Source organism: Psychrobacillus sp. NPDC058041, assembly GCF_042885655.1.
Classification (GTDB): domain Bacteria; phylum Bacillota; class Bacilli; order Bacillales_A; family Planococcaceae; genus Psychrobacillus.
Genome location: NZ_JBHVRO010000007.1, coordinates 1 through 19,941 on the forward strand (window position 1 = coordinate 1; position 19,941 = coordinate 19,941).

17 protein-coding genes are annotated in these 19,941 nt (G+C 33.8%); 10 read left to right on the plus strand and 7 right to left on the minus strand.

The window, feature by feature from the left end:
- Window positions 1–307: 307 nt before the first annotated feature.
- The 7 genes from ACFVR1_RS12120 to dnaA form a co-directional block, all read right to left on the minus strand.
- A complete protein-coding gene (locus ACFVR1_RS12120) occupies window positions 308–1,414 on the minus strand; it encodes an HD-GYP domain-containing protein (RefSeq protein WP_387584331.1) in 1,107 nt (368 codons plus the stop codon).
- A 111-nt stretch (window positions 1,415–1,525) separates the two neighbouring features.
- Complete coding sequence (gyrA, locus tag ACFVR1_RS12125) at window positions 1,526–4,027, minus strand: DNA gyrase subunit A (RefSeq protein ID WP_387584332.1); 2,502 nt, start codon at window positions 4,025–4,027, stop codon at window positions 1,526–1,528.
- A gap of 27 nt (window positions 4,028–4,054) precedes the next feature.
- Complete coding sequence (gyrB, locus tag ACFVR1_RS12130; RefSeq protein ID WP_387584644.1) at window positions 4,055–5,977, minus strand: DNA topoisomerase (ATP-hydrolyzing) subunit B; 1,923 nt, start codon at window positions 5,975–5,977, stop codon at window positions 4,055–4,057.
- A gap of 90 nt (window positions 5,978–6,067) precedes the next feature.
- Window positions 6,068–7,183 carry a DNA replication/repair protein RecF gene (gene recF, locus ACFVR1_RS12135; protein ID WP_387584645.1) on the minus strand — a complete coding sequence of 372 codons (1,116 nt, stop codon included), beginning with the start codon at window positions 7,181–7,183 and terminating at the stop codon, window positions 6,068–6,070.
- A 1-nt stretch (window position 7,184) separates the two neighbouring features.
- On the minus strand, window positions 7,185–7,412 hold the full coding sequence (gene yaaA, locus ACFVR1_RS12140; protein ID WP_387584334.1) for a S4 domain-containing protein YaaA: 228 nt from the start codon (window positions 7,410–7,412) through the stop codon (window positions 7,185–7,187).
- A 97-nt stretch (window positions 7,413–7,509) separates the two neighbouring features.
- The gene (gene dnaN, locus ACFVR1_RS12145; protein WP_387584335.1) at window positions 7,510–8,646 is read right to left on the minus strand and encodes a DNA polymerase III subunit beta; all 1,137 of its coding nucleotides are present in this window, start codon (window positions 8,644–8,646) and stop codon (window positions 7,510–7,512) included.
- A 172-nt stretch (window positions 8,647–8,818) separates the two neighbouring features.
- Window positions 8,819–10,162, minus strand: coding sequence for a chromosomal replication initiator protein DnaA (gene dnaA / locus ACFVR1_RS12150; protein ID WP_387584336.1), 1,344 nt, complete (start codon window positions 10,160–10,162; stop codon window positions 8,819–8,821).
- Between the two features lie 490 nt (window positions 10,163–10,652).
- Between dnaA and rpmH the strand changes: the two genes are divergently transcribed.
- The 10 genes from rpmH to ACFVR1_RS12200 all read left to right on the plus strand — a co-directional run bounded on the left by rpmH (window position 10,653) and on the right by ACFVR1_RS12200 (window position 19,808).
- Window positions 10,653–10,787: a 50S ribosomal protein L34 gene (gene rpmH / locus ACFVR1_RS12155; RefSeq protein WP_387584337.1), complete on the plus strand. Its 135-nt coding sequence runs from the start codon at window positions 10,653–10,655 to the stop codon at window positions 10,785–10,787.
- A gap of 63 nt (window positions 10,788–10,850) precedes the next feature.
- A complete protein-coding gene (rnpA, locus tag ACFVR1_RS12160) occupies window positions 10,851–11,195 on the plus strand; it encodes a ribonuclease P protein component (protein ID WP_387584338.1) in 345 nt (114 codons plus the stop codon).
- Between the two features lie 69 nt (window positions 11,196–11,264).
- The gene (yidC, locus tag ACFVR1_RS12165) at window positions 11,265–12,035 is read left to right on the plus strand and encodes a membrane protein insertase YidC (protein WP_387584339.1); all 771 of its coding nucleotides are present in this window, start codon (window positions 11,265–11,267) and stop codon (window positions 12,033–12,035) included.
- Window positions 12,032–12,766: an RNA-binding cell elongation regulator Jag/EloR gene (gene jag / locus ACFVR1_RS12170; protein ID WP_387584340.1), complete on the plus strand. Its 735-nt coding sequence runs from the start codon at window positions 12,032–12,034 to the stop codon at window positions 12,764–12,766. Before yidC ends, jag begins: the two co-directional genes overlap by 4 nt.
- 201 nt (window positions 12,767–12,967) lie before the next feature.
- Window positions 12,968–14,353, plus strand: a complete 1,386-nt coding sequence (gene mnmE / locus ACFVR1_RS12175) for a tRNA uridine-5-carboxymethylaminomethyl(34) synthesis GTPase MnmE (RefSeq protein WP_387584342.1) — start codon at window positions 12,968–12,970, stop codon at window positions 14,351–14,353.
- A gap of 23 nt (window positions 14,354–14,376) precedes the next feature.
- The gene (gene mnmG / locus ACFVR1_RS12180; protein WP_387584344.1) at window positions 14,377–16,266 is read left to right on the plus strand and encodes a tRNA uridine-5-carboxymethylaminomethyl(34) synthesis enzyme MnmG; all 1,890 of its coding nucleotides are present in this window, start codon (window positions 14,377–14,379) and stop codon (window positions 16,264–16,266) included.
- 23 nt (window positions 16,267–16,289) lie between these two features.
- On the plus strand, window positions 16,290–17,006 hold the full coding sequence (gene rsmG, locus ACFVR1_RS12185) for a 16S rRNA (guanine(527)-N(7))-methyltransferase RsmG (protein WP_387584345.1): 717 nt from the start codon (window positions 16,290–16,292) through the stop codon (window positions 17,004–17,006).
- Window positions 17,007–17,205: 199 nt separating this feature from the next.
- Window positions 17,206–18,078 (plus strand): nucleoid occlusion protein, encoded by an 873-nt coding sequence (noc, locus tag ACFVR1_RS12190; protein WP_387584346.1) that lies wholly within the window; start codon window positions 17,206–17,208, stop codon window positions 18,076–18,078.
- 136 nt (window positions 18,079–18,214) lie between these two features.
- The gene (locus tag ACFVR1_RS12195; RefSeq protein ID WP_387584348.1) at window positions 18,215–18,976 is read left to right on the plus strand and encodes a ParA family protein; all 762 of its coding nucleotides are present in this window, start codon (window positions 18,215–18,217) and stop codon (window positions 18,974–18,976) included.
- Window positions 18,969–19,808 (plus strand): ParB/RepB/Spo0J family partition protein, encoded by an 840-nt coding sequence (locus ACFVR1_RS12200; protein ID WP_387584349.1) that lies wholly within the window; start codon window positions 18,969–18,971, stop codon window positions 19,806–19,808. Before ACFVR1_RS12195 ends, ACFVR1_RS12200 begins: the two co-directional genes overlap by 8 nt.
- Window positions 19,809–19,941 lie beyond the last annotated feature (133 nt).

Sequence of the window (19,941 nt, forward strand, 5' to 3'; positions counted from 1 at the left end):
CGCCAGCGTTCGTCCTGAGCCAGGATCAAACTCTCCATAAAAGAGAACTTAAAAAGCTCATTTTGTTTTGCTGGCATCATCATTAAATGATGTCAAAATTGTTTTGCTATCAAACTAACAAAGTTAGTCTTTCAAGCTATATGTCTTAACGTTTTGCATGTTCAGTTTTCAATGTTCATGTTGTCGACTTGTTTTGACGACTTCTATATAATATCAAGGTTTGATAAGTATGTCAACACTTTATTAAAATAAAATATAAAACTCTTTCCTTTCTATAAAAAATGAAGGAAAGAGCCCAATAAAATAGTTATATGACTGTTTCTATATATACATTTCGATTTGCTGCCAAATCTATTATTTGACCAGTATCTATTAATCTAATCATTGGTCGAAAAGGTGAATCTCTGTGTACAAATACTACCTCTCCTTTATCTCCATTAGATAAAAGAACACGAGTAGAAATAGGTAAAGCTCCTATTAATGAGATCAAAGCATTAACAACTTCAATGCTATATTTACCAAACTCTTCTTCTTTAATCATTTCCAAAACTTTGAATGAAGAGCTTTTTGCTCGATATATTCTTTCACTTGTCATGGCATGGAATACATCTGCTACAGCAATTATTTGCGAAATAGTTGAAATGCTATTCATTTTTTCACCTTTCGGATAACCGCTACCATCCAATCTTTCGTGGTGTTGAAAAATAGCAATCTTCATTTCAGGCTTTAATAAAGGGCTATCTTTGATCATTTGAAGACTATGAATGGTATGTTTCTTAATCTCCGAAAAGTCCGCTTCAGTTAAATAAGACTTCTTTTCTCTTATTTTCTTATCCACCTTTGCCATCCCGATGTCTGCCATTAAACCTGCAGTCGCTATTTGAATCAACTGTCCGTCTGAATACCCCAATTTTTTAGCAATTGCACCAGATAGTATTCCAACAGCTATGGAGTGATGAGAAATATACCTTTCTATAGAAGAATAATCATTCAGATGGAAAAAGATTTGCCTTTCTGCAGATGCTCTTTCTACTAAGGGTATAATAATATTTCGTAACTTTGCTACATCAACTTTGACACCAGATTCCCATGAATTGAATTCCTTTTGGTAATTCGTCACGGCATCATTATATAAGTGAACAAAATCTGATTTAGTTTCTGTAATACTTTCTTTTTTTGTTTTATTAACTTTTTCGTTGTTCAATTTACTTATTATTTCTTCTTCTGATCTATTAAATTGATTATCTATAGCTATTGGTACTTTATTTATATTAAAAGCTTGTAGTACTTGAATATGTTCCCTTGTTAATCTAGTATCTTTACGAATAATAGGGGTTTTGGTATTAACCAAGATATCTTCTGCAATAGTACTGCCTAATCTTAACTCTTCTAAATTCTCCAATGTATATTCCATTGTGTATCCCCCTTCCCCTCTGTTTTTTTCTTAATTATACCAAATATTCATTTTATATATATGTAAAAAAACTCTTAGGCAAATATATTTACCTAAGAGTCCTTCATCTTTTTATTCTTCTATATTTTCTATTGTTGATTCATCTATTTCGTTTGAAGAAATTTCATCTACTATTTCTTCATCTTCTTCTTTTTCTACTTTTGCTACCGTAGCAATTAATTCTTCGTCCGCTAATCTCATTAATCGAACACCTTGAGTACTTCTTCCAGTTACTGAAATATCGTTTACATCCATACGTATAAGCATGCCATTTATCGTAATTAACATTAAATCTTCGGTTCCATCGACTGCTTTAACTGCTGATAAAGGACCGTTTTTATCTGTGATTTGACAAGTTTTTACACCCATTCCACCACGACTCTGTAAGCGATATTCTGATTCTGGCGTACGTTTACCATAACCATTTTCTGTGACAACAAGGATTTCTTGATCTGGTTCAATAATTTCCATTCCTACTACGAAATCATCATCTTTTAAGCGAATACCTCTTACTCCACTAGCTGTTCTACCCATAGAACGGATATCAAGTTCTTCGAATCTAACTAATTTCCCTTGACGAGTTCCAATAATGATTTGCTTAGTTCCATCCGTTAAACGTACAGCAATTAACTCATCATCCTCACGTAAAGAAATGGCAATTAATCCATTTGCTCTAATATGAGCAAAACCAGACACAGGTGAACGTTTAGTTACACCTTGTTTAGTTGTGAAAATGAAATAGTTATCTTCTTCGAAAGATGCCATTGGAATCATTGCAGTAACCTGTTCATCTTTTTCAATTCCAAGCAGATTAACAAGTGGCAATCCTTTCGCTGTACGACCATACTCTGGAACTTCAAATCCTCTTGCACGATACACTTTACCTTTATTTGTGAAAAACAGAATTGTATCATGGGTCGATGTGTACAATAAATGTTCTACGAAGTCATTTTCATTCGTACCCATCCCTTGAACTCCACGTCCTCCACGTTTTTGGCTTTTGTACGTATTTGCAGGTAAACGTTTAATATAACCTTTATTTGTTAAAGTAAGAACAGAATTCTCCACTGGAATCAAGTCTTCATCTTCTAAAACTTCTGCTCCACCTGCAACTATTTCTGTTCTCCGCTTATCACTATAACGGTCTTTAATTTCTGTAATCTCTTCTCTAATTATCTCAAGTATTCTATACTCATTTGCTAAAATGAACTTCAATTCATCTATTAATTTTACTAGTGCACTATACTCGTCTTCAATTTTGTCACGTTCTAAACCTGTTAAACGTTGCAAGCGCATATCTAAAATTGCTTGTGCTTGTCGTTCCGACAAATTGAATTTCTCCATTAATCCATTTTTTGCTTCGTCCCCAGTTCTGGAGCCTCTAATTAAAGCAATAATTTCATCTATGTGATCTAAAGCAATGCGTAAGCCCTCTAAAATATGAGCTCGATCCTCTGCTTTATTTAGTTCAAATTGGGTACGACGTCGAATAATTACTTTTTGATGCTCTAGATAATAGTAAAGCATCTCTTTAATATTCAATACTTTAGGTTGGTTATCAACTAGCGCAAGCATATTGACACCGAAGCTAGATTGCAATGCAGTTTGTTTATATAAATTATTTAGCAAAACATGAGAATTAGCATCTTTTCTAACTTCAATTACAATTCGCATTCCATTTCGGTCGGATTCATCTGCTAAATGTGTAATGCCATCTATTTTTTTATCACGAACTAATTCTGCAATTTTCTCGATTAAACGAGCTTTATTTACTTGGTAAGGTAATTCAGTAACAATAATTACTTCTTTACCACTAGATTTTTGTTCAATTTCAACTTTTGCACGTATTAAAACAGAACCTCTTCCTGTTTCATAGGCACGACGGATACCGCTTCTACCTAAAATAATCCCACCTGTAGGAAAGTCAGGACCAGGAATAATGGTCATTAACTCATCAATCGTAATTGCAGGATTCTCAGATAAAGCTAATACTCCATCAATTACTTCTCCTAAATTATGAGAAGGAATATTTGTTGCCATCCCAACGGCAATTCCCGAAGCTCCGTTTACAAGTAAATTTGGATATCTACTTGGTAAAACAACGGGTTCTTTTTCTTGTCCATCGTAGTTATCTTTATAATCAATCGTGTTTTTATTGATATCACGTAATAACTCTAAAGCTATTTTAGACATTCGTGATTCGGTATAACGCATGGCCGCTGCTCCATCACCATCTACGGATCCAAAGTTACCATGACCATCCACTAACATATAACGATAACTAAAATCTTGCGCCATACGTACCATTGCCTCATAAATAGAAGAGTCACCATGTGGATGATATTTCCCCATTACATCTCCAACAATACGGGCAGACTTTTTATGAGGTTTATCCGGCGTATTTCCCAATTCCTGCATACCATATAAAATTCGACGATGAACGGGTTTTAAACCATCGCGAACATCTGGTAATGCACGGGATACAATTACGCTCATTGCATAATCAAGGAAAGATGTTTTCATTTCTTGACTAATATTAATCCCTTTAACACCTTTATTCGGCATTTCCGACATTCTCAAGACCTCCAGTCACACACTTACTTAAATATCTAAATTTTTAACATATACTGCATTTTCTTCGATAAATAGACGTCTTGGCTCTACTTCCTCACCCATTAACTGTTCAAATACAGCATCTGCCTCCATGGCATTGTCTAAGTTTATTTGAAGTAATGTGCGCACTTCAGGGTCCATAGTTGTTTCCCATAGTTGACTCGCATCCATTTCCCCAAGTCCTTTATATCGTTGAATATTCGGTTTAGAAGTTTTCGGTAAACGGTCTAAAATTTCTTTAAGTTGCTCATCATTATAGCAATATTCAACATGTTTACCTTGCTTCACTTGATATAAAGGTGGTTGAGCAGCATAAACATAACCAGCTTCAATTAATGGACGCATGAAACGGAAGAAGAAAGTAAGCAATAATGTCCGAATATGTGCACCATCTACATCCGCATCTGTCATAATAATAATTTTATGGTAGCGTGCTTTTTCTAGTGTAAATTCTTCACCTATTCCCGTGCCAAGCGCTGTTATCATTGCACGAATTTCAGCGTTCCCAAGAATTCTATCTAAACGTGCTTTCTCTACATTTAAAATCTTTCCGCGTAACGGTAATATTGCTTGGAAATGACGATCTCTTCCTGATTTTGCAGATCCACCTGCTGAGTCACCTTCGACAATATAAAGTTCACTTTCTGCAGGTACTCGCGAAGAACAATCCGCCAGTTTACCAGGAAGGCTTGAGACTTCTAAAGCAGATTTTCTTCGTGTAAATTCTCGAGCTTTTTTTGCAGCAACGCGAGCTCTTGCAGCCATTAACCCTTTTTCTACTATCTTTCGAGCAACTTGTGGGTTTTCTAATAAGAATCGATCAAATCCTTCTGAAAATAAACTATTTGTAATAGTACTCACTTCTGAGTTACCTAGTTTTGTCTTCGTTTGACCCTCAAATTGGGGATCAGGGTGTTTAACGGATACGATTGCTGTTAAACCTTCCCTTACATCGTCCCCAGATAAATTAGTATCAGCCTCTTTTAATAGACTATTTTTCCTAGCATAGTCATTTATTACACGAGTGAGGGCCATTTTGAAACCCGACTCATGTGTTCCACCTTCATACGTATTAATATTATTTGCAAAGGATAATATATTTGATGAGTATCCAGCATTATATTGCATAGCAATTTCAATGGATATACCATCTTTTTCACCTTCTACAAATATAGCTTCTTCCGTAATAGGTTCTTTTGTTTTATTTAGATCTTCAACGTATGATTTAATTCCGCCTTCATAGAAATATTTAACGGATTTTTCTTGTCCTTCACGTTCATCAGCAATTGTAATAGATAACCCACGATTTAAGTAAGCTAATTCTCTTACACGATGAGCTAAGATATCAAATTCATATATAGTAGTTTCAGTGAAAATTTCCGCATCTGCTTTAAATCTTGTGGTTGTTCCTGTTTCGTCGGAATCTCCAATGATTTCTAACGGAGAATTAACATCACCGCGTTCAAATTTAATACAATGAATTTTTCCATCACGTTTTACATATACTTCTGTAAATTCTGATAGGGCATTTACAACGGAGGCACCAACACCATGAAGTCCACCGGAAACTTTATAGCCCCCACCACCAAATTTACCTCCTGCATGGAGAACGGTCATAATAACTTCGACAGCGGGTTTTCCCATTTTTTCTTGATTACTAACAGGGATTCCACGTCCGTTATCTTCTACTCTAATCCAATTGTCTTTTTCAATTGTGACTATAATATGATCACAATAACCTGCAAGGGCTTCGTCTATACTATTGTCAACAATTTCCCACACTAGATGGTGGAGTCCTTTTGAACTGGTAGTACCAATATACATCCCAGGACGTTTTCTTACAGCTTCTAGTCCTTCTAAAACTTGTATCTGATCAGCATCATATGATGATTCTAATTCTTTTTCTTCCATTGCCAAATTGCTCACCCACTCTTTCATCGCAATAATAGTGAATTTAACCCTGTTAAAGATATTAGGAATTCTTCACTTTTTTATAGACTACTATTTTGTTTCAACTTCACCATGTTCCACATGAAACATTTGAGCTTGTTGAATCGTTTCATGTGCCAGACCATCTACACTTGTTGTAGTAACAAAGGTTTGCACATCCCCTTGAATGGTATTTAACAAATGCGATTGTCTATAATCATCAAGTTCTGACAGAACATCATCCAGCAATAAAACAGGAGCTTCACCTACCTCCTGTTTTATAAGTTCAATTTCAGCAAGCTTTAAAGATAATGCAGTAGTACGTTGCTGTCCTTGTGATCCATATGTTTGAACATCATAATTATTAACAAAAAACTGAAGATCGTCTCTATGAGGTCCAGTTAGAGTAACTCCTCTATCAAGTTCTCTTCTTTGACTTTCAAATAACTTTTTTTCTAGATAGTCCTTCATTTCACTTTCTGACCATTCCGCGTTTATTCCAGAGGTCGTATGATAGGACACGGTTAACTTTTCTAAACCTCTTGATATACCGAAATGGATTGGTTCTGCCCATTTTTGTAATAAGTCCATAAATTGGTATCTTTTTTGAATCACTTTTACTGCAGCATCTATATATTGTTCTGTATATACATCAAACATAACATCGTTTAATATTGATTTCCCTTGATGTTGTTTTAAAATATAATTGCGTTGTTTTAAAACTTTTTGGAAATGAAGTAAATCATGTAAATAAACAGGGGAAATTTGACCGATTTCCATATCAAGAAATCGTCTTCTAACTTGTGGACTACCTTTTACTAAATATAAATCTTCAGGAGCAAACATTACGACATTTAATTGTCCAATATAATTACTAAGCTTTGTTTGCTCAATATGGTTTACTTTTGCTTTTTTTCCTTTTTTCGACAAAACTAATTCCAAAGGTAAACGACCATATCTCTTTTGAATATCACCTTTTATTTTACCATAGTCTGCTTCCCAACGTATTAATTCTTTATCGTTAGCTGTTCGGTGTGACTTTGCCATGGATAAAACATAGAGTGATTCCATTAAGTTTGTTTTACCTTGGGCATTTTCTCCAAGTAATACATTAATTTTAGAGGAAAACTCCAATTGAATTGAATCATAATTACGGTAATCTTTTAACTCTAATCGTTCGATATACATATCAATCCCCGTTCTCTGGTCCAATCATTTGGAATCTTCCTACAGTTGGAATATTCACAATATCATTATTTCGAAGTTTACGGCCTCTTCGCTGTTCCTCTTCTCCATTTACATAAACGATATTTTCGCTTAAAAACCATTTAGCCATTCCACCAGAACTTATTGCATCTGTCATTTTTAATAATTGACCAAGTGTGATAAATTCTGAGTCAAATCGAATCTCTTCCAAAAATAATTCAACCTCTTCTCATTTTCATTATCCCTTCATTTTACTCTAAATAATCAAATAAGTAAAAAAGATAGTCACCGTAGTGACTATCTCGAAATTAGTATGTTCTTACAGGTAATATTAGTTGCAAAATGGAGTCATCATGTACGGACTTCAAAACAAAAGGTCTCATAGCTCCTGAAAATAATATTTTTATGTCTTGTCCATCAATTGCTTTTAGGGCATCCATCATATACTTAGCGCTAAAAGATATTTTCAATTCTTCTCCCTCAATTGATTCTGCCAAAATTTGTTCTTCTACATTTCCGATCTCGGGAGAATTGGAGGATACTTCAACAAAACCTTGTCCAATAGTTGAAAAACGAACAACATTATTTCTTTCTTCTCTAGCTAATAAAGAGGCGCGATCTATTGCTTGCAACAACGACTTTCCATTTACTAAAATCGTAGTTTTATATTCACTTGGTATTAGTCTGGATGTATCTGGATAATTTCCTTCTAATAATCTTGAATAAAATAATACATCTTCAGTTTTAAATAAAATTTGTTGTTGGGTCATTACAATTGCTACCTCAGATGAAGTCTCCTCTAAAATTTTATTTAACTCATTTAAACTTTTACCAGGAATTACGACAGTATATTCTTCTTCAGGTAATTCATTTATAACAGTTTTTCTTCTAGCAAGTCGATGGCTATCTGTTGCTACACAATGAAGTTCACCATCTTTTAGTTGCCAGTTTACACCGGTAAGTACCGGACGACTTTCAGATGTAGATACTGCAAATACAGTTTCTTTAATAATAGATTTCAATAAATCAGAAGGCATAACAAATTGACGATTTTCCTCAATTTGTGGAAGTAAAGGATATTCAGTTGCATCTAATCCTATTAAGCTAAATTCTGATTTTCCAGATCTAATATGTGTTTGAAACTGATTAGTTACTTCAATTTCTATATCATTTGTAGGTAATTTACGAACAATCTCATTAAAAACTCTTGCTTGTAAAACAATAGAACCTGTTTCTGTGATTCTAATAATTTGTTCTCCGTTTTTTTCTACTGGGATAAATGTTTGGATAGTGATATCTGAGTCACTACCTGTTATATAAAGTCCTTTATCTACAACTTCTAATTTTAGACCAGTTAATATCGGAATAGTTGTTTTGGAACTAACTGCTTTCATTACATCATTTAATCCTTCTAACAATCTATCTCTTGTTATATCGAATTTCATTTTGTTACCTCACTTATATAATTATTATTTATTTAAAAGATTAATAGATATAGTAATAGGGCTTGTGGATTTGTTGATAACTCTCTTTTTTCTTACGTACACTAAACTATCCACATGTGAATAAGTTGTGTTTAAAACCACTGAGAATCAAATCACTTATCCACATTTACTTTTAACGGCCTAAAATTGATTTTATTTGTTTCACATCATCTTGTAAGTTTATGTCATCTTTTAGCATTCTAGTAATTTTCTCATGCGCATGTATCACGGTAGTGTGATCGCGCCCCCCAAATTCTTCTCCGATTTTAGGTAAAGAGAAATCAGTAAGCTCTCGTGAAAGATACATTGCTACTTGACGAGGAAAGGCAATAGATTTAGTACGTTTCTTAGCAGTGAAATCTTCTAGTCTAATATGAAAATGCTCTCCAACAACTTTTTGGATATCTAGAATTGTAATAATTCGTGGACGAGCATTGGGCATAATATCTTTAAGCGCTTCTGCAGCTAAATCAGGATTAATATCTTTATTTACAAGAGAAGAATATGCAACGACTCTAATTAGAGCACCCTCTAATTCACGGATATTCGAATCAATTTGATTTGCAATATAAGCCATTACCTCATCCGTTATATCTAAACCATCCGCTCTTGCTTTTTTTCGTAAAATAGCAATCCTTGTTTCTAAATCAGGTGGTGCAATATCTGTGATTAAACCCCACTCAAATCTGGAACGAAGGCGGTCCTCAAGTGTAGGAATTTCTTTTGGTGGTCGGTCACTTGAAATAACGATTTGTTTAGATTCCTCGTGTAAAGCATTAAAAGTATGAAAAAATTCTTCTTGAGTTGATTCTTTTCCTGCTAGGAATTGAATATCATCAATTAATAGGACATCAATATTACGATATTTATTTCGAAATTCGATTGTTTTATTGTCGCGAATAGAGTTAATAAACTCATTCGTAAATTTTTCAGAAGATAAATAAACCACTTTAGCATTTGGATTGTGTTCTTGAACATAGTGACCAATCGCATGCATTAAGTGGGTTTTACCTAATCCAACTCCTCCATAAACAAAAAGAGGATTATATGCTTTTGCAGGAGCTTCTGCCACTGCTAAAGATGCAGCGTGAGCAAAACGATTTCCTGAGCCTATTACAAATGTATCGAAAGTATATTTGGAATTTAACATTCCTGGTGAAAAATCAGGTTGATCTCCATGATTTGCAGGTATTTTAGGACTTGGTACATCAAAATCATCTAAACCTTGATTTTTAGGTACAACAAATGAAATAAGTAGTTCATTGCCCGTTAACTCAGTTAGTATGCCGGCAATTAGATGAACATAATGATTTTCAAGCCAATCTCTTGCAAAGGAATTAGGAGCAGCTATCGTTACAGTTTCTCCATGATATGAAAGTAGTTTAGTTGACTTTAACCAAGTTTCAAAACTCGGTTTAGATGTCTTTTTTTCTACTTCAGAGAGAACTTTAGCCCATAGTTCTTCTAAATGTTCCAATAATCTAATCTCCTTTTTTTTGATTAATAAATATGTATAAATAAAATGAGATATACACAAATCCACCATCTGTGGATAAACATTATAAACGGTAGTGGAAAAACTTGTCCACATATTATTAACAGTTGTGGATAATATTTTGGGTGTGAAATTCTATTAGAAAAGTAAAACACAAATATCGTATCAAAAAAATGAGGATATTACAAGAGAATTAAGAGTTATCCACAAAAGTAAAATTATTAACAAGTAGAGTTGTCCACAAGGTATGATTATGTTTAAAACATGTTCATAAGCATTGTGGATAATTTTGTTGTTATTTTTTTTATTAACAGTTCAGAACTTCTACTATTATTATTAATGTGGATAACTTATTTATTGTAGTAATAAAGAGTCTGGAAATAGTAATTGACAAAAGGTAGGCATTTTATATATAATATCGGAGACTGTCTAAAGAAGTTTTTAAGATAATCACTCAGGAGGTGTCATATAGATGAAACGTACATTCCAACCAAATAGCCGTAAACGTAGCAAAAATCACGGATTCCGCGCACGTATGAGTACAAAAAACGGTCGTCGCGTAATAGCAGCCCGTCGTGCAAAAGGAAGAAAAGTATTATCAGCATAAGTCCACTGACCATTTCAGTGGTCTTTTTTTCTGTTAAAAAGATTAGTTGGAGCAGGTGAACCGATGAATAACAAACAACGAGTAAAAAAGAATAAAGAGTTTCAGACGATTTTTAAAAAAGGACAATCTTATGCAAATAGACAGTTTGTTGTTTATTGTTTAGAAAAAGAACAAGATTATTTTCGCGTTGGTTTATCTGTCAGTAAAAAAGTAGGGAATGCTGTTGTTCGAAATCGTATAAAGAGATATATACGACAAACCTTCTTAGAATTAAAGGATCAAGTGGATCCAAATAAGGACTATATTATTATCGCCAGAAACCCGGCGGCCAAATTGGATTTTCATGAATCGAAGAAAAGTCTTGAACATGTGTTGAAAATAGCGAAGGTTGTAAAAAAGAAAAGCTAGTGAAGACTTTTCTGTTAAATGGTAATATAGAATGAATATATATTTTTGCTCTAAATAGGGGGAAGAAGGTTGAGAAAAAAATTATCATTACTACTTTTACTCGTAGTAACAATTGCTTTACTAGCTGGGTGTTCGGAATTTAAAGAACCGATTTATGTAGACTCTGAAGGCTTTTGGAATCATTATATTGTTTGGCCATTGGTATCAGCAATTACATTCTTTAAAGATTTGCTTGGTACGTATGGTTTAGGTATTATTACAGTAACTATTATTATTCGTCTAGTAATATTACCATTAATGATTAAACAAACAAAAAGTTCTAAAAATATGCAAGAAGTTCAACCAGAATTAAAAAAATTAAAAGAGAAGTACAGTTCAAAAGATGCAGCAACACAACAAAAATATCAACAAGAAATGATGGCTCTTTTTAAAGAAAGAGGTATTAATCCAGCAGCTGGTTGTTTACCGGTTTTTGTTCAAATGCCAATTCTTATAGGCTTCTATCATGCAATTAGTCGAATGAATAACACGCCTCAAATTGATTTAGGTAGTTTTTTAGGTTTTGCACTAGCAGATCCAAGTATCACATTAGCAATACTTGCAGGCTTAATGCAATTTTTCGTTTTGAGAACTGGTCCAGCAATGGATAATCCTCAAATGAAAATAATGATGTATATTATGCCATTTATGATCATTGGATTCGGTACGGTTTTACCTGCAGCGTTAACATTGTATTGGGTTATTGGAAATATTATCTCTATTATTCAAAATTTATTCATTTATAAACCTTGGAATAAACCTAAGGCTGAGCCAGTCAAAATAGGAGGGGCAAAAAAATGAATCAGATTACGCAAACTGCACCTACAAAAGAAAAAGCTATAACTGTCGCATTGGAAAAACTTGGAGTATCGAAACAAGAAGTTACAATTACAGTATTAGATGAAGGTAAAAAAGGTTTTCTTGGAATTGGAGTTAAACCTGCAGTTGTTCAAGTAACTGTTCTTAAAAAAGAGGAAAAGATTGAAGAAGTTTTACAGTCTCTAGAGAAAATTGAAGAACCAATAGATACTAATGATATTTCTAATTTGAATGTCGGGGTTAATCCCGAAGGCTCAAATAATAAAGCAATAGAAGAAACGATTGAATATATTCGTGAAATAGCGAAAGAAATGAAAATTGATGATTTAATGATTGAGCAGAAACAAGAAGGTAAATTCATACATCTTCATTTAAATAGTAATAAAGCAGCATTATTAATTGGTAAACGCGGCCAAACATTGAATGCAATGGAAAATTTAGCCCAGCTTGTTGCAAATAAATTTTCTAATTCATTTATTATTATTAAATTGGATGTTGGAAATTACCGTGAGCGTAGACAAGAATCGTTAGAGCAACTTGCAGAACGAATGGCCGACAAAGCAGTGCGGACTGGCAGCAAAGTAGAGTTTGAGCCAATGTCCTCTTTTGAAAGAAAAATAATTCATAATGCATTATCTGCTCGAGTAGATATTGAAACTTACTCAGTTGGAACTGATCCAAATCGTCATTTAGTTATTGAACCAATAAAATAAGTAAAAACGGATTTTAGCTTTTTAGCTAAAATCCGTTTTTCTTATGTGAAATTGGTATGTTAATAACTTTTGTTCACAGAAATAAAATCTTCTATACTTCTGATTTTTAATGATTTGTGTTATTGTTAGATGTTAGATAGTCATGTTCGTTTTACTTATCCACATGTGAATAAGTAATCATTTGTAAGGAGGTGAACATCAGTGGAATTTGATACAATAGCTGCTATCTCAACTCCACTAGGAGAAGGTGCTATTGCAATAGTTAGACTTAGCGGACCTAATGCAATATCAATAGCAAATAAAGTTTTTCGTTCACCAAACGGGAAAAATTTACTAAACCAATTATCACATACTATCCACTATGGGCACTTGATAGATCCGAAGTTGGATGAGGTAGTAGAAGAGGTAATGTTATCTTTGATGAAGGGCCCTAAAACCTTTACAAGAGAAGACGTTGTAGAGATAAATTGCCACGGGGGTCTAGTAACGGTTAATCGTGTTCTACAACTAGTTTTGATTAATGGAGCACGACTTGCAGAGCCTGGTGAATTTACAAAACGTGCCTTTTTAAATGGGCGAATCGATTTATCACAAGCAGAAGCTGTCATGGATTTAATAAGAGCAAAAACAGATAAAGCGATGAATGTTGCTCTAGGACAAATGGATGGCCGATTATCTAGACTTATTAAAACATTGAGGCAAGCACTACTAGAAACCTTAGCACAAGTAGAAGTGAACATTGATTATCCAGAATATGATGATGTAGAAGAAATGACTTTGCCAATGATAATAGAAAAATGTACTTGGGTTAGGGAAGAGATAGACAAACTATTACTCACTTCATCCCAAGGGAAGATTCTTAGAGAAGGACTTTCAACGGCTATTATTGGCAGACCTAATGTAGGTAAGTCATCACTTTTAAATAGTTTAATTCAAGAAAATAAAGCAATTGTTACAGATATAGCAGGAACAACTAGAGATATAATAGAAGAGTATGTTAATGTACGTGGAGTTCCTTTAAAATTAGTAGATACTGCTGGAATTCGTGAAACAGAAGATATTGTTGAACGAATTGGAGTAGAAAAGTCGCGTCAAGTTCTAAATGAAGCAGACCTTATTCTTCTAGTTCTAAATAATGCTGAGCAACTTACAGAAGAAGATCGTAGATTATTTGAAGCAATTGAAGGTATGGATTGTATTGTGATCATAAATAAAACAGATCTTTCTACTAAAATTGATATGAATGAAGTAAAACGATTAGCATCAGATAAGCGGGTGGTTACAACTTCTTTACTACAAGAAGAAGGAGTAGATGAGTTAGAAGAAGCAATCGCTTCTTTATTCTTTGAAGGCTCAATTGAATCATCCGATTTGACATATGTTTCAAATGCACGTCATATCTCTTTGCTACATCTAGCAAAAACAACCGTAACAGATGCAATTGAAGCAGCAACTGAGAGCGTTCCAGTTGATATTATTCAAATAGATGTGACGAGAACGTGGGAAATATTAGGGGAAATTATTGGTGACACAGTAGAAGAAAGCCTAATTGATCAGTTATTTGCACAATTTTGTTTAGGAAAATAATTAATTGAGAGGAAGTAACGAACATGCCAAAATTTGAAGCAGGCAAGTTCGATGTGATTATTGTTGGAGCAGGACATGCTGGTGTAGAAGCAGCACTTGCAGCTGCTAGAATGGGCGTAAAAACGCTTGTTTTAACAATAAATCTTGATATGATTGCATTTATGCCATGTAATCCATCCATCGGAGGACCTGCAAAAGGAATTGTCGTGCGTGAAATAGACGCATTAGGTGGCGCCATGGGAAAAGTAATAGATAAAACACATATACAAATCAGGATGCTTAATACAGCGAAAGGTCCGGCTGTTCGGGCGTTAAGAGCACAAGCGGATAAAGTACTATATCAAAATGAAATGAAACGCTTATTAGAAGAGCAAGAAAATTTAACAATTCATCAGGCAGTTGTGGAAGAATTACTCGTGGAAGATGAAAAAGTTATCGGTCTAGTAACACAAGTTGGTGCTATATATCGAGCGGAAACAGTTGTTATTACTACAGGAACTTTTTTACGTGGTGAAATAATCATTGGAGACCTAAAGTATTCAAGCGGACCTAATAATCAACAACCATCTATAAAATTAGCGGATAGTATTCGAAATCTTGGATTTGATTTAGTTCGTTTTAAAACAGGAACTCCCCCTCGTGTAAATAGTAAAACAATCGATTATAGTAAAACAGAAATTCAACCTGGAGATGATGTTCCAAGGGCTTTCAGTTTTGAGACCACTGATTTCATCATGGATCAATTACCATGTTGGTTAACATATACAACAGAAACAACACATGAAATTATAAACGAAAACTTACACTTTTCTCCTATGTATTCAGGTATGATTAAAGGTACTGGACCTAGATATTGTCCATCTATTGAAGATAAAATAGTACGCTTTAGTGATAAGCCACGTCATCAAATATTTTTAGAGCCAGAAGGTAGAAATACAAAGGAAGTATATGTGCAAGGACTTTCAACTAGTCTGCCAGAACATGTTCAACGTCGTCTTATTGCCTCAGTTCCGGGACTTGAAAAGGCAGAGATGATGCGTGCGGGCTACGCAATTGAATACGATGCAATGGTTCCAACACAGCTTTGGCCAACACTCGAAACGAAAAAAATTAAAAACTTGTATACTGCCGGACAAATTAATGGGACTTCTGGTTACGAGGAAGCTGCTGGTCAAGGTTTAATGGCAGGAATTAATGCTGCTTTACGAGTACTAAAAAAAGAAGAAAAAGTGTTAAGTAGATCAGATGCGTACATTGGAGTTTTAATAGATGATTTAGTTACAAAAGGTACGAATGAACCTTATCGTTTATTAACTTCCCGTGCAGAATATCGTCTGTTATTACGTCACGATAATGCAGATTTACGTCTTCTTGAAATGGGATATGAAATAGGTCTTGTTCCCCAAGAGCGCTATGATAGATTTTTGGCGAAAAAACAAAGAATTGAACAGGAACTACACCGTTTGCGTACATTGATGATTAAACCTAATGATGCGACTCAGACTTTAATTCGTAGCGTGGAAGGAAGCGAATTAAAAGATGGTATTCGAGCTGCGGATTTACTGAAGCGTACAGAAATGAACTACGATTTAGTTTCTGAACTAGCTCCATCAGATGTGGTATTAACATCTGAAGAGAAAGAACAAGTTGAAATTCAAGTTAAGTATGAAGGGTATATTGAAAAATCTCTTCAGCAAGTAGAAAAACTTAAAAAAATGGAAGACAAAAAAATTCCAGATCAAATAGATTATGATGTAATTTCAGGATTAGCAACAGAAGCTAAACAAAAATTAAAGCAAGTACGACCATTGTCTATTGCACAAGCATCTAGAATTTCAGGAGTAAATCCAGCTGATATTTCAATTTTACTTATCTATATTGAACATGGAAAAATTGCAAAAATCACTGGGTAGTCTAAATTGATAAGGAGAACTACATGAACGAGGAACAATTCATTCAAGCCCTTCATGAAAAAGGTATTGAACTAACTATTAATCAAGTACAGCAATTCAGAAAGTATTTTGAATTACTTGTTGAATGGAATGAAAAAATGAATTTAACAGCAATTACGGATGAGCCAGCCGTATACTTAAAACATTTTTTTGATTCTATTAGTGCTTCTTTTTATGAAGATTTTACTGGCTCATACTCTGTGTGTGATGTAGGAGCAGGAGCTGGTTTTCCTAGTATTCCTTTAAAGATATGTTTTCCAAATTTAAAGGTTACGATAGTTGATTCATTAAATAAAAGAATTCAATTTTTAACTCATCTTAGCAAAGAATTACAATTATCTAATGTAAACTTTGTGCATGCAAGAGCAGAAGAATTTGGTCAAAACTCCAAATATAGAGAAAGTTATGATATTGTAACAGCAAGGGCTGTTGCAAGGCTTTCCGTACTTGCTGAATTATGTGTGCCATTAGTTAAAATAGATGGTAGATTTATAGCAATGAAAGCAGCTAGTGCATTAGATGAACTTAAAGATGCCAAAAAAGCTCTTCAAATATTAGGTTCAGAAAAAAACGCAGAGTATTCCTTTCTTTTACCAATAGAAGATAGTGAAAGAACGTTGTATGTCTTTTCTAAAACAAAAAGCACACCGAAAAGATACCCTCGAAAACCAGGTATTCCAAACAAAACACCTATTATTTAACCTTGATTCAAAGGTTAAAGCTTCCGGCGGATGAACAGATTTTGTAATTGAGTTTATCGATCAAACTGGATATAAAATCTGGACCAAATACGCCTTGGCATATATGATTGAGGAACGTTCCACGTGAAACATTTATAGTATTATAGTTTATATAGTGAATATTTAGCGTACAGAGTTTCTAAAAGGTGGTGCTTGTGAGATGAAAAGTCCTTTTTCGCGTTTTTTTGGAAGTTCCGAAAAGCAAGGACAAGATGAAATTGTGGAACCTACACAAAATCATTTAGAGGAAGTTGTAAATGTAGCAATTGATAAAATAGTTCCAAATAGGTATCAGCCTAGAACGGTTTTTGATGATGCTAAAATAGAAGAGTTGGCTCGTACTATCCATACTCATGGTGTAATTCAACCAATCGTCATTCGAAAGATGGATGACGATCGGTATGAAATTATTGCTGGAGAACGTAGATTTAGAGCAATGTCAAAACTGCAATGGGCAGAGGTACCAGCAATTATTCGTAATTTAAGTGATAAAGAAACAGCCTCCATTGCATTGATAGAAAACTTGCAACGTGAAGAGTTAACTGCAATAGAGGAAGCAGTTGCTTATCAAAAATTATTGAAGTTGCACGAATTAACCCAAGAGGCATTAGCGCAACGTCTTGGCAAAGGTCAATCTACAGTTGCTAATAAACTTAGATTACTAAAGTTGCCTATAGAAATTCAGGAAGCAATAATGAAAAAAGAACTTTCTGAACGTCATGCTAGAGCTTTAATGCAAATAAAAGAAAAAGATGTTCAAATCGAATTAATGAATTTGACGAAAGAGAAACATTGGAATGTAAAGCAACTTGAAGAAAAAGTAGAAGAATTGCTGAATCCTCCAAGCAAAGAAGAGAAAAAATCAGTAAAGCCTAAAAGAAAAGCAGTAAGTAAAGATGTTCGAATTGCTTTAAATACGATTAAGCATTCTTTATCAATGGTAACTAAAAGTGGAATAAATATTAAGACAGAAGAAGAAGATACAGAAGAATTTTATCAAATTACAGTAAAAATACCTAAAAAGAAATTATAATATACTTTTATTTTTCCAAACTCTCACAAAAAATTGTGAGAGTTTTTTTTTGTAACAAGAATAAAACCCAAATTTCTTAGAAAATTTGGTAGAATGTAATAGAGTCAGATAAATCAATAAGAAAGAAGGTGCAAGAGTGGGAAGAATTATAGCAATAGCTAACCAGAAAGGTGGAGTAGGAAAGACTACTACTTCAGTAAATTTAAGTGCCTGCCTTGCATATTTAGGTAAGAAAGTGTTACTTGTGGATATTGATCCGCAAGGAAATGCTTCAAGTGGCGTAGGTGTAAATAAAGGTGATGTAAATCAATGTATATATGACGTTTTAATAGATGATGTGAATGTAGTAGAAACAATTCAAGAAACAAAAGTTGAGAATTTACATATTGTACCTGCTACTATTTCGTTAGCAGGAGCTGAAATAGAACTTGTTTCTACTATTTCAAGAGAAGTAAGATTAAAACGAGCACTTCTTGAGGTGAAAGATAAGTACGACTATATCCTCATTGATTGTCCACCGTCACTCGGATTGTTAACAATTAATTCATTAACGGCTTCTGATGCAATTATAATACCTGTACAATGTGAATTTTACGCTTTAGAGGGTCTTAGCCAGCTGTTAAGTACAATTAGACTTGTGCAAAAGCATTTAAATAAGAACTTAGAAATTGATGGCGTTCTTTTGACAATGTTTGATGCTCGTACTAATTTAGGTATTCAAGTTATAGAAGAAGTAAAAAAGTATTTTCAAGAGAAAGTATACAAAACGATAATTCCTAGAAATGTTCGGTTAAGTGAAGCACCAAGTCATGGTGAACCAATTATTATTTATGATCCAAAGTCAAGAGGAGCAGAAGTTTACTTAGATTTAGCGAAGGAAGTGATCCGTAATGGCTAAAGGATTGGGTAAAGGGCTTAATGCATTGTTTCCAGGGGAAGATTTGAATCAATCAGAAAAAGTAGAGCGAATTAGTTTAATAAAGATTAAACCAAATCCTTTTCAGCCTAGAAAGATTTTCGAAGAAGAGGCAATGACAGACCTATGTGAATCGATTAAAGAACATGGTATATTACAACCAATTATTGTTAGGAAAAAAGGTTCAAAGTATGAAATAGTGGTTGGTGAGAGAAGATTTCGTGCTTCCGAACTAGCTGGTTTAGATGAAATTCCAGCTGTTGTTCGTGAACTAAATGATCAACAAATGATGGAAATTGCTATTTTAGAGAACCTTCAAAGGGAAGATTTAACGGCAATAGAAGAGGCTGAAGCATATCAAAATCTCATGGAAAACTTAAGCTTAACCCAAGAACAACTAGCATTTAGGTTAGGTAAAAGTCGCCCTCATATTGCTAACCATATTAGATTATTATCACTTCCTCAAGAAGTTAGAAATGCAATCTCAAATGGTGAATTATCAATGGGACATGGCAAGGCTTTATTAGGTTTAAAAAAGAAAAAGAATATACCATTAATAATGTTAAAAACATTGAAAGAAAATTTAAACGTTCGTCAATTAGAAGCATTAGTGCAACGATTAAATGAAAATGTTCCACGTGAAACAAAAAAAGAAGAGAAAAAAGATATATTCACAGTAGAAAAAGAAACAGAATTAAGAGAGTTACTTGGTACTTCAGTTTCTATTATTAAAGGCAAAAATAAAGGGAAAATAGAAATCGAATTTTATTCCGATGATGACTTAGAAAGAATATTACAACTATTAGAAGACTAAGAATATAACCTATTTCTAGCTGTTTCTAGAAATAGGTTGAATTTTTAGTTTGAAAGTATACTTTTTAGATTAGAAAATGATTAGCTTTTGTGTCTTTACTTTAAAGAAATCAAGCTCTTTCATTTCTACTATA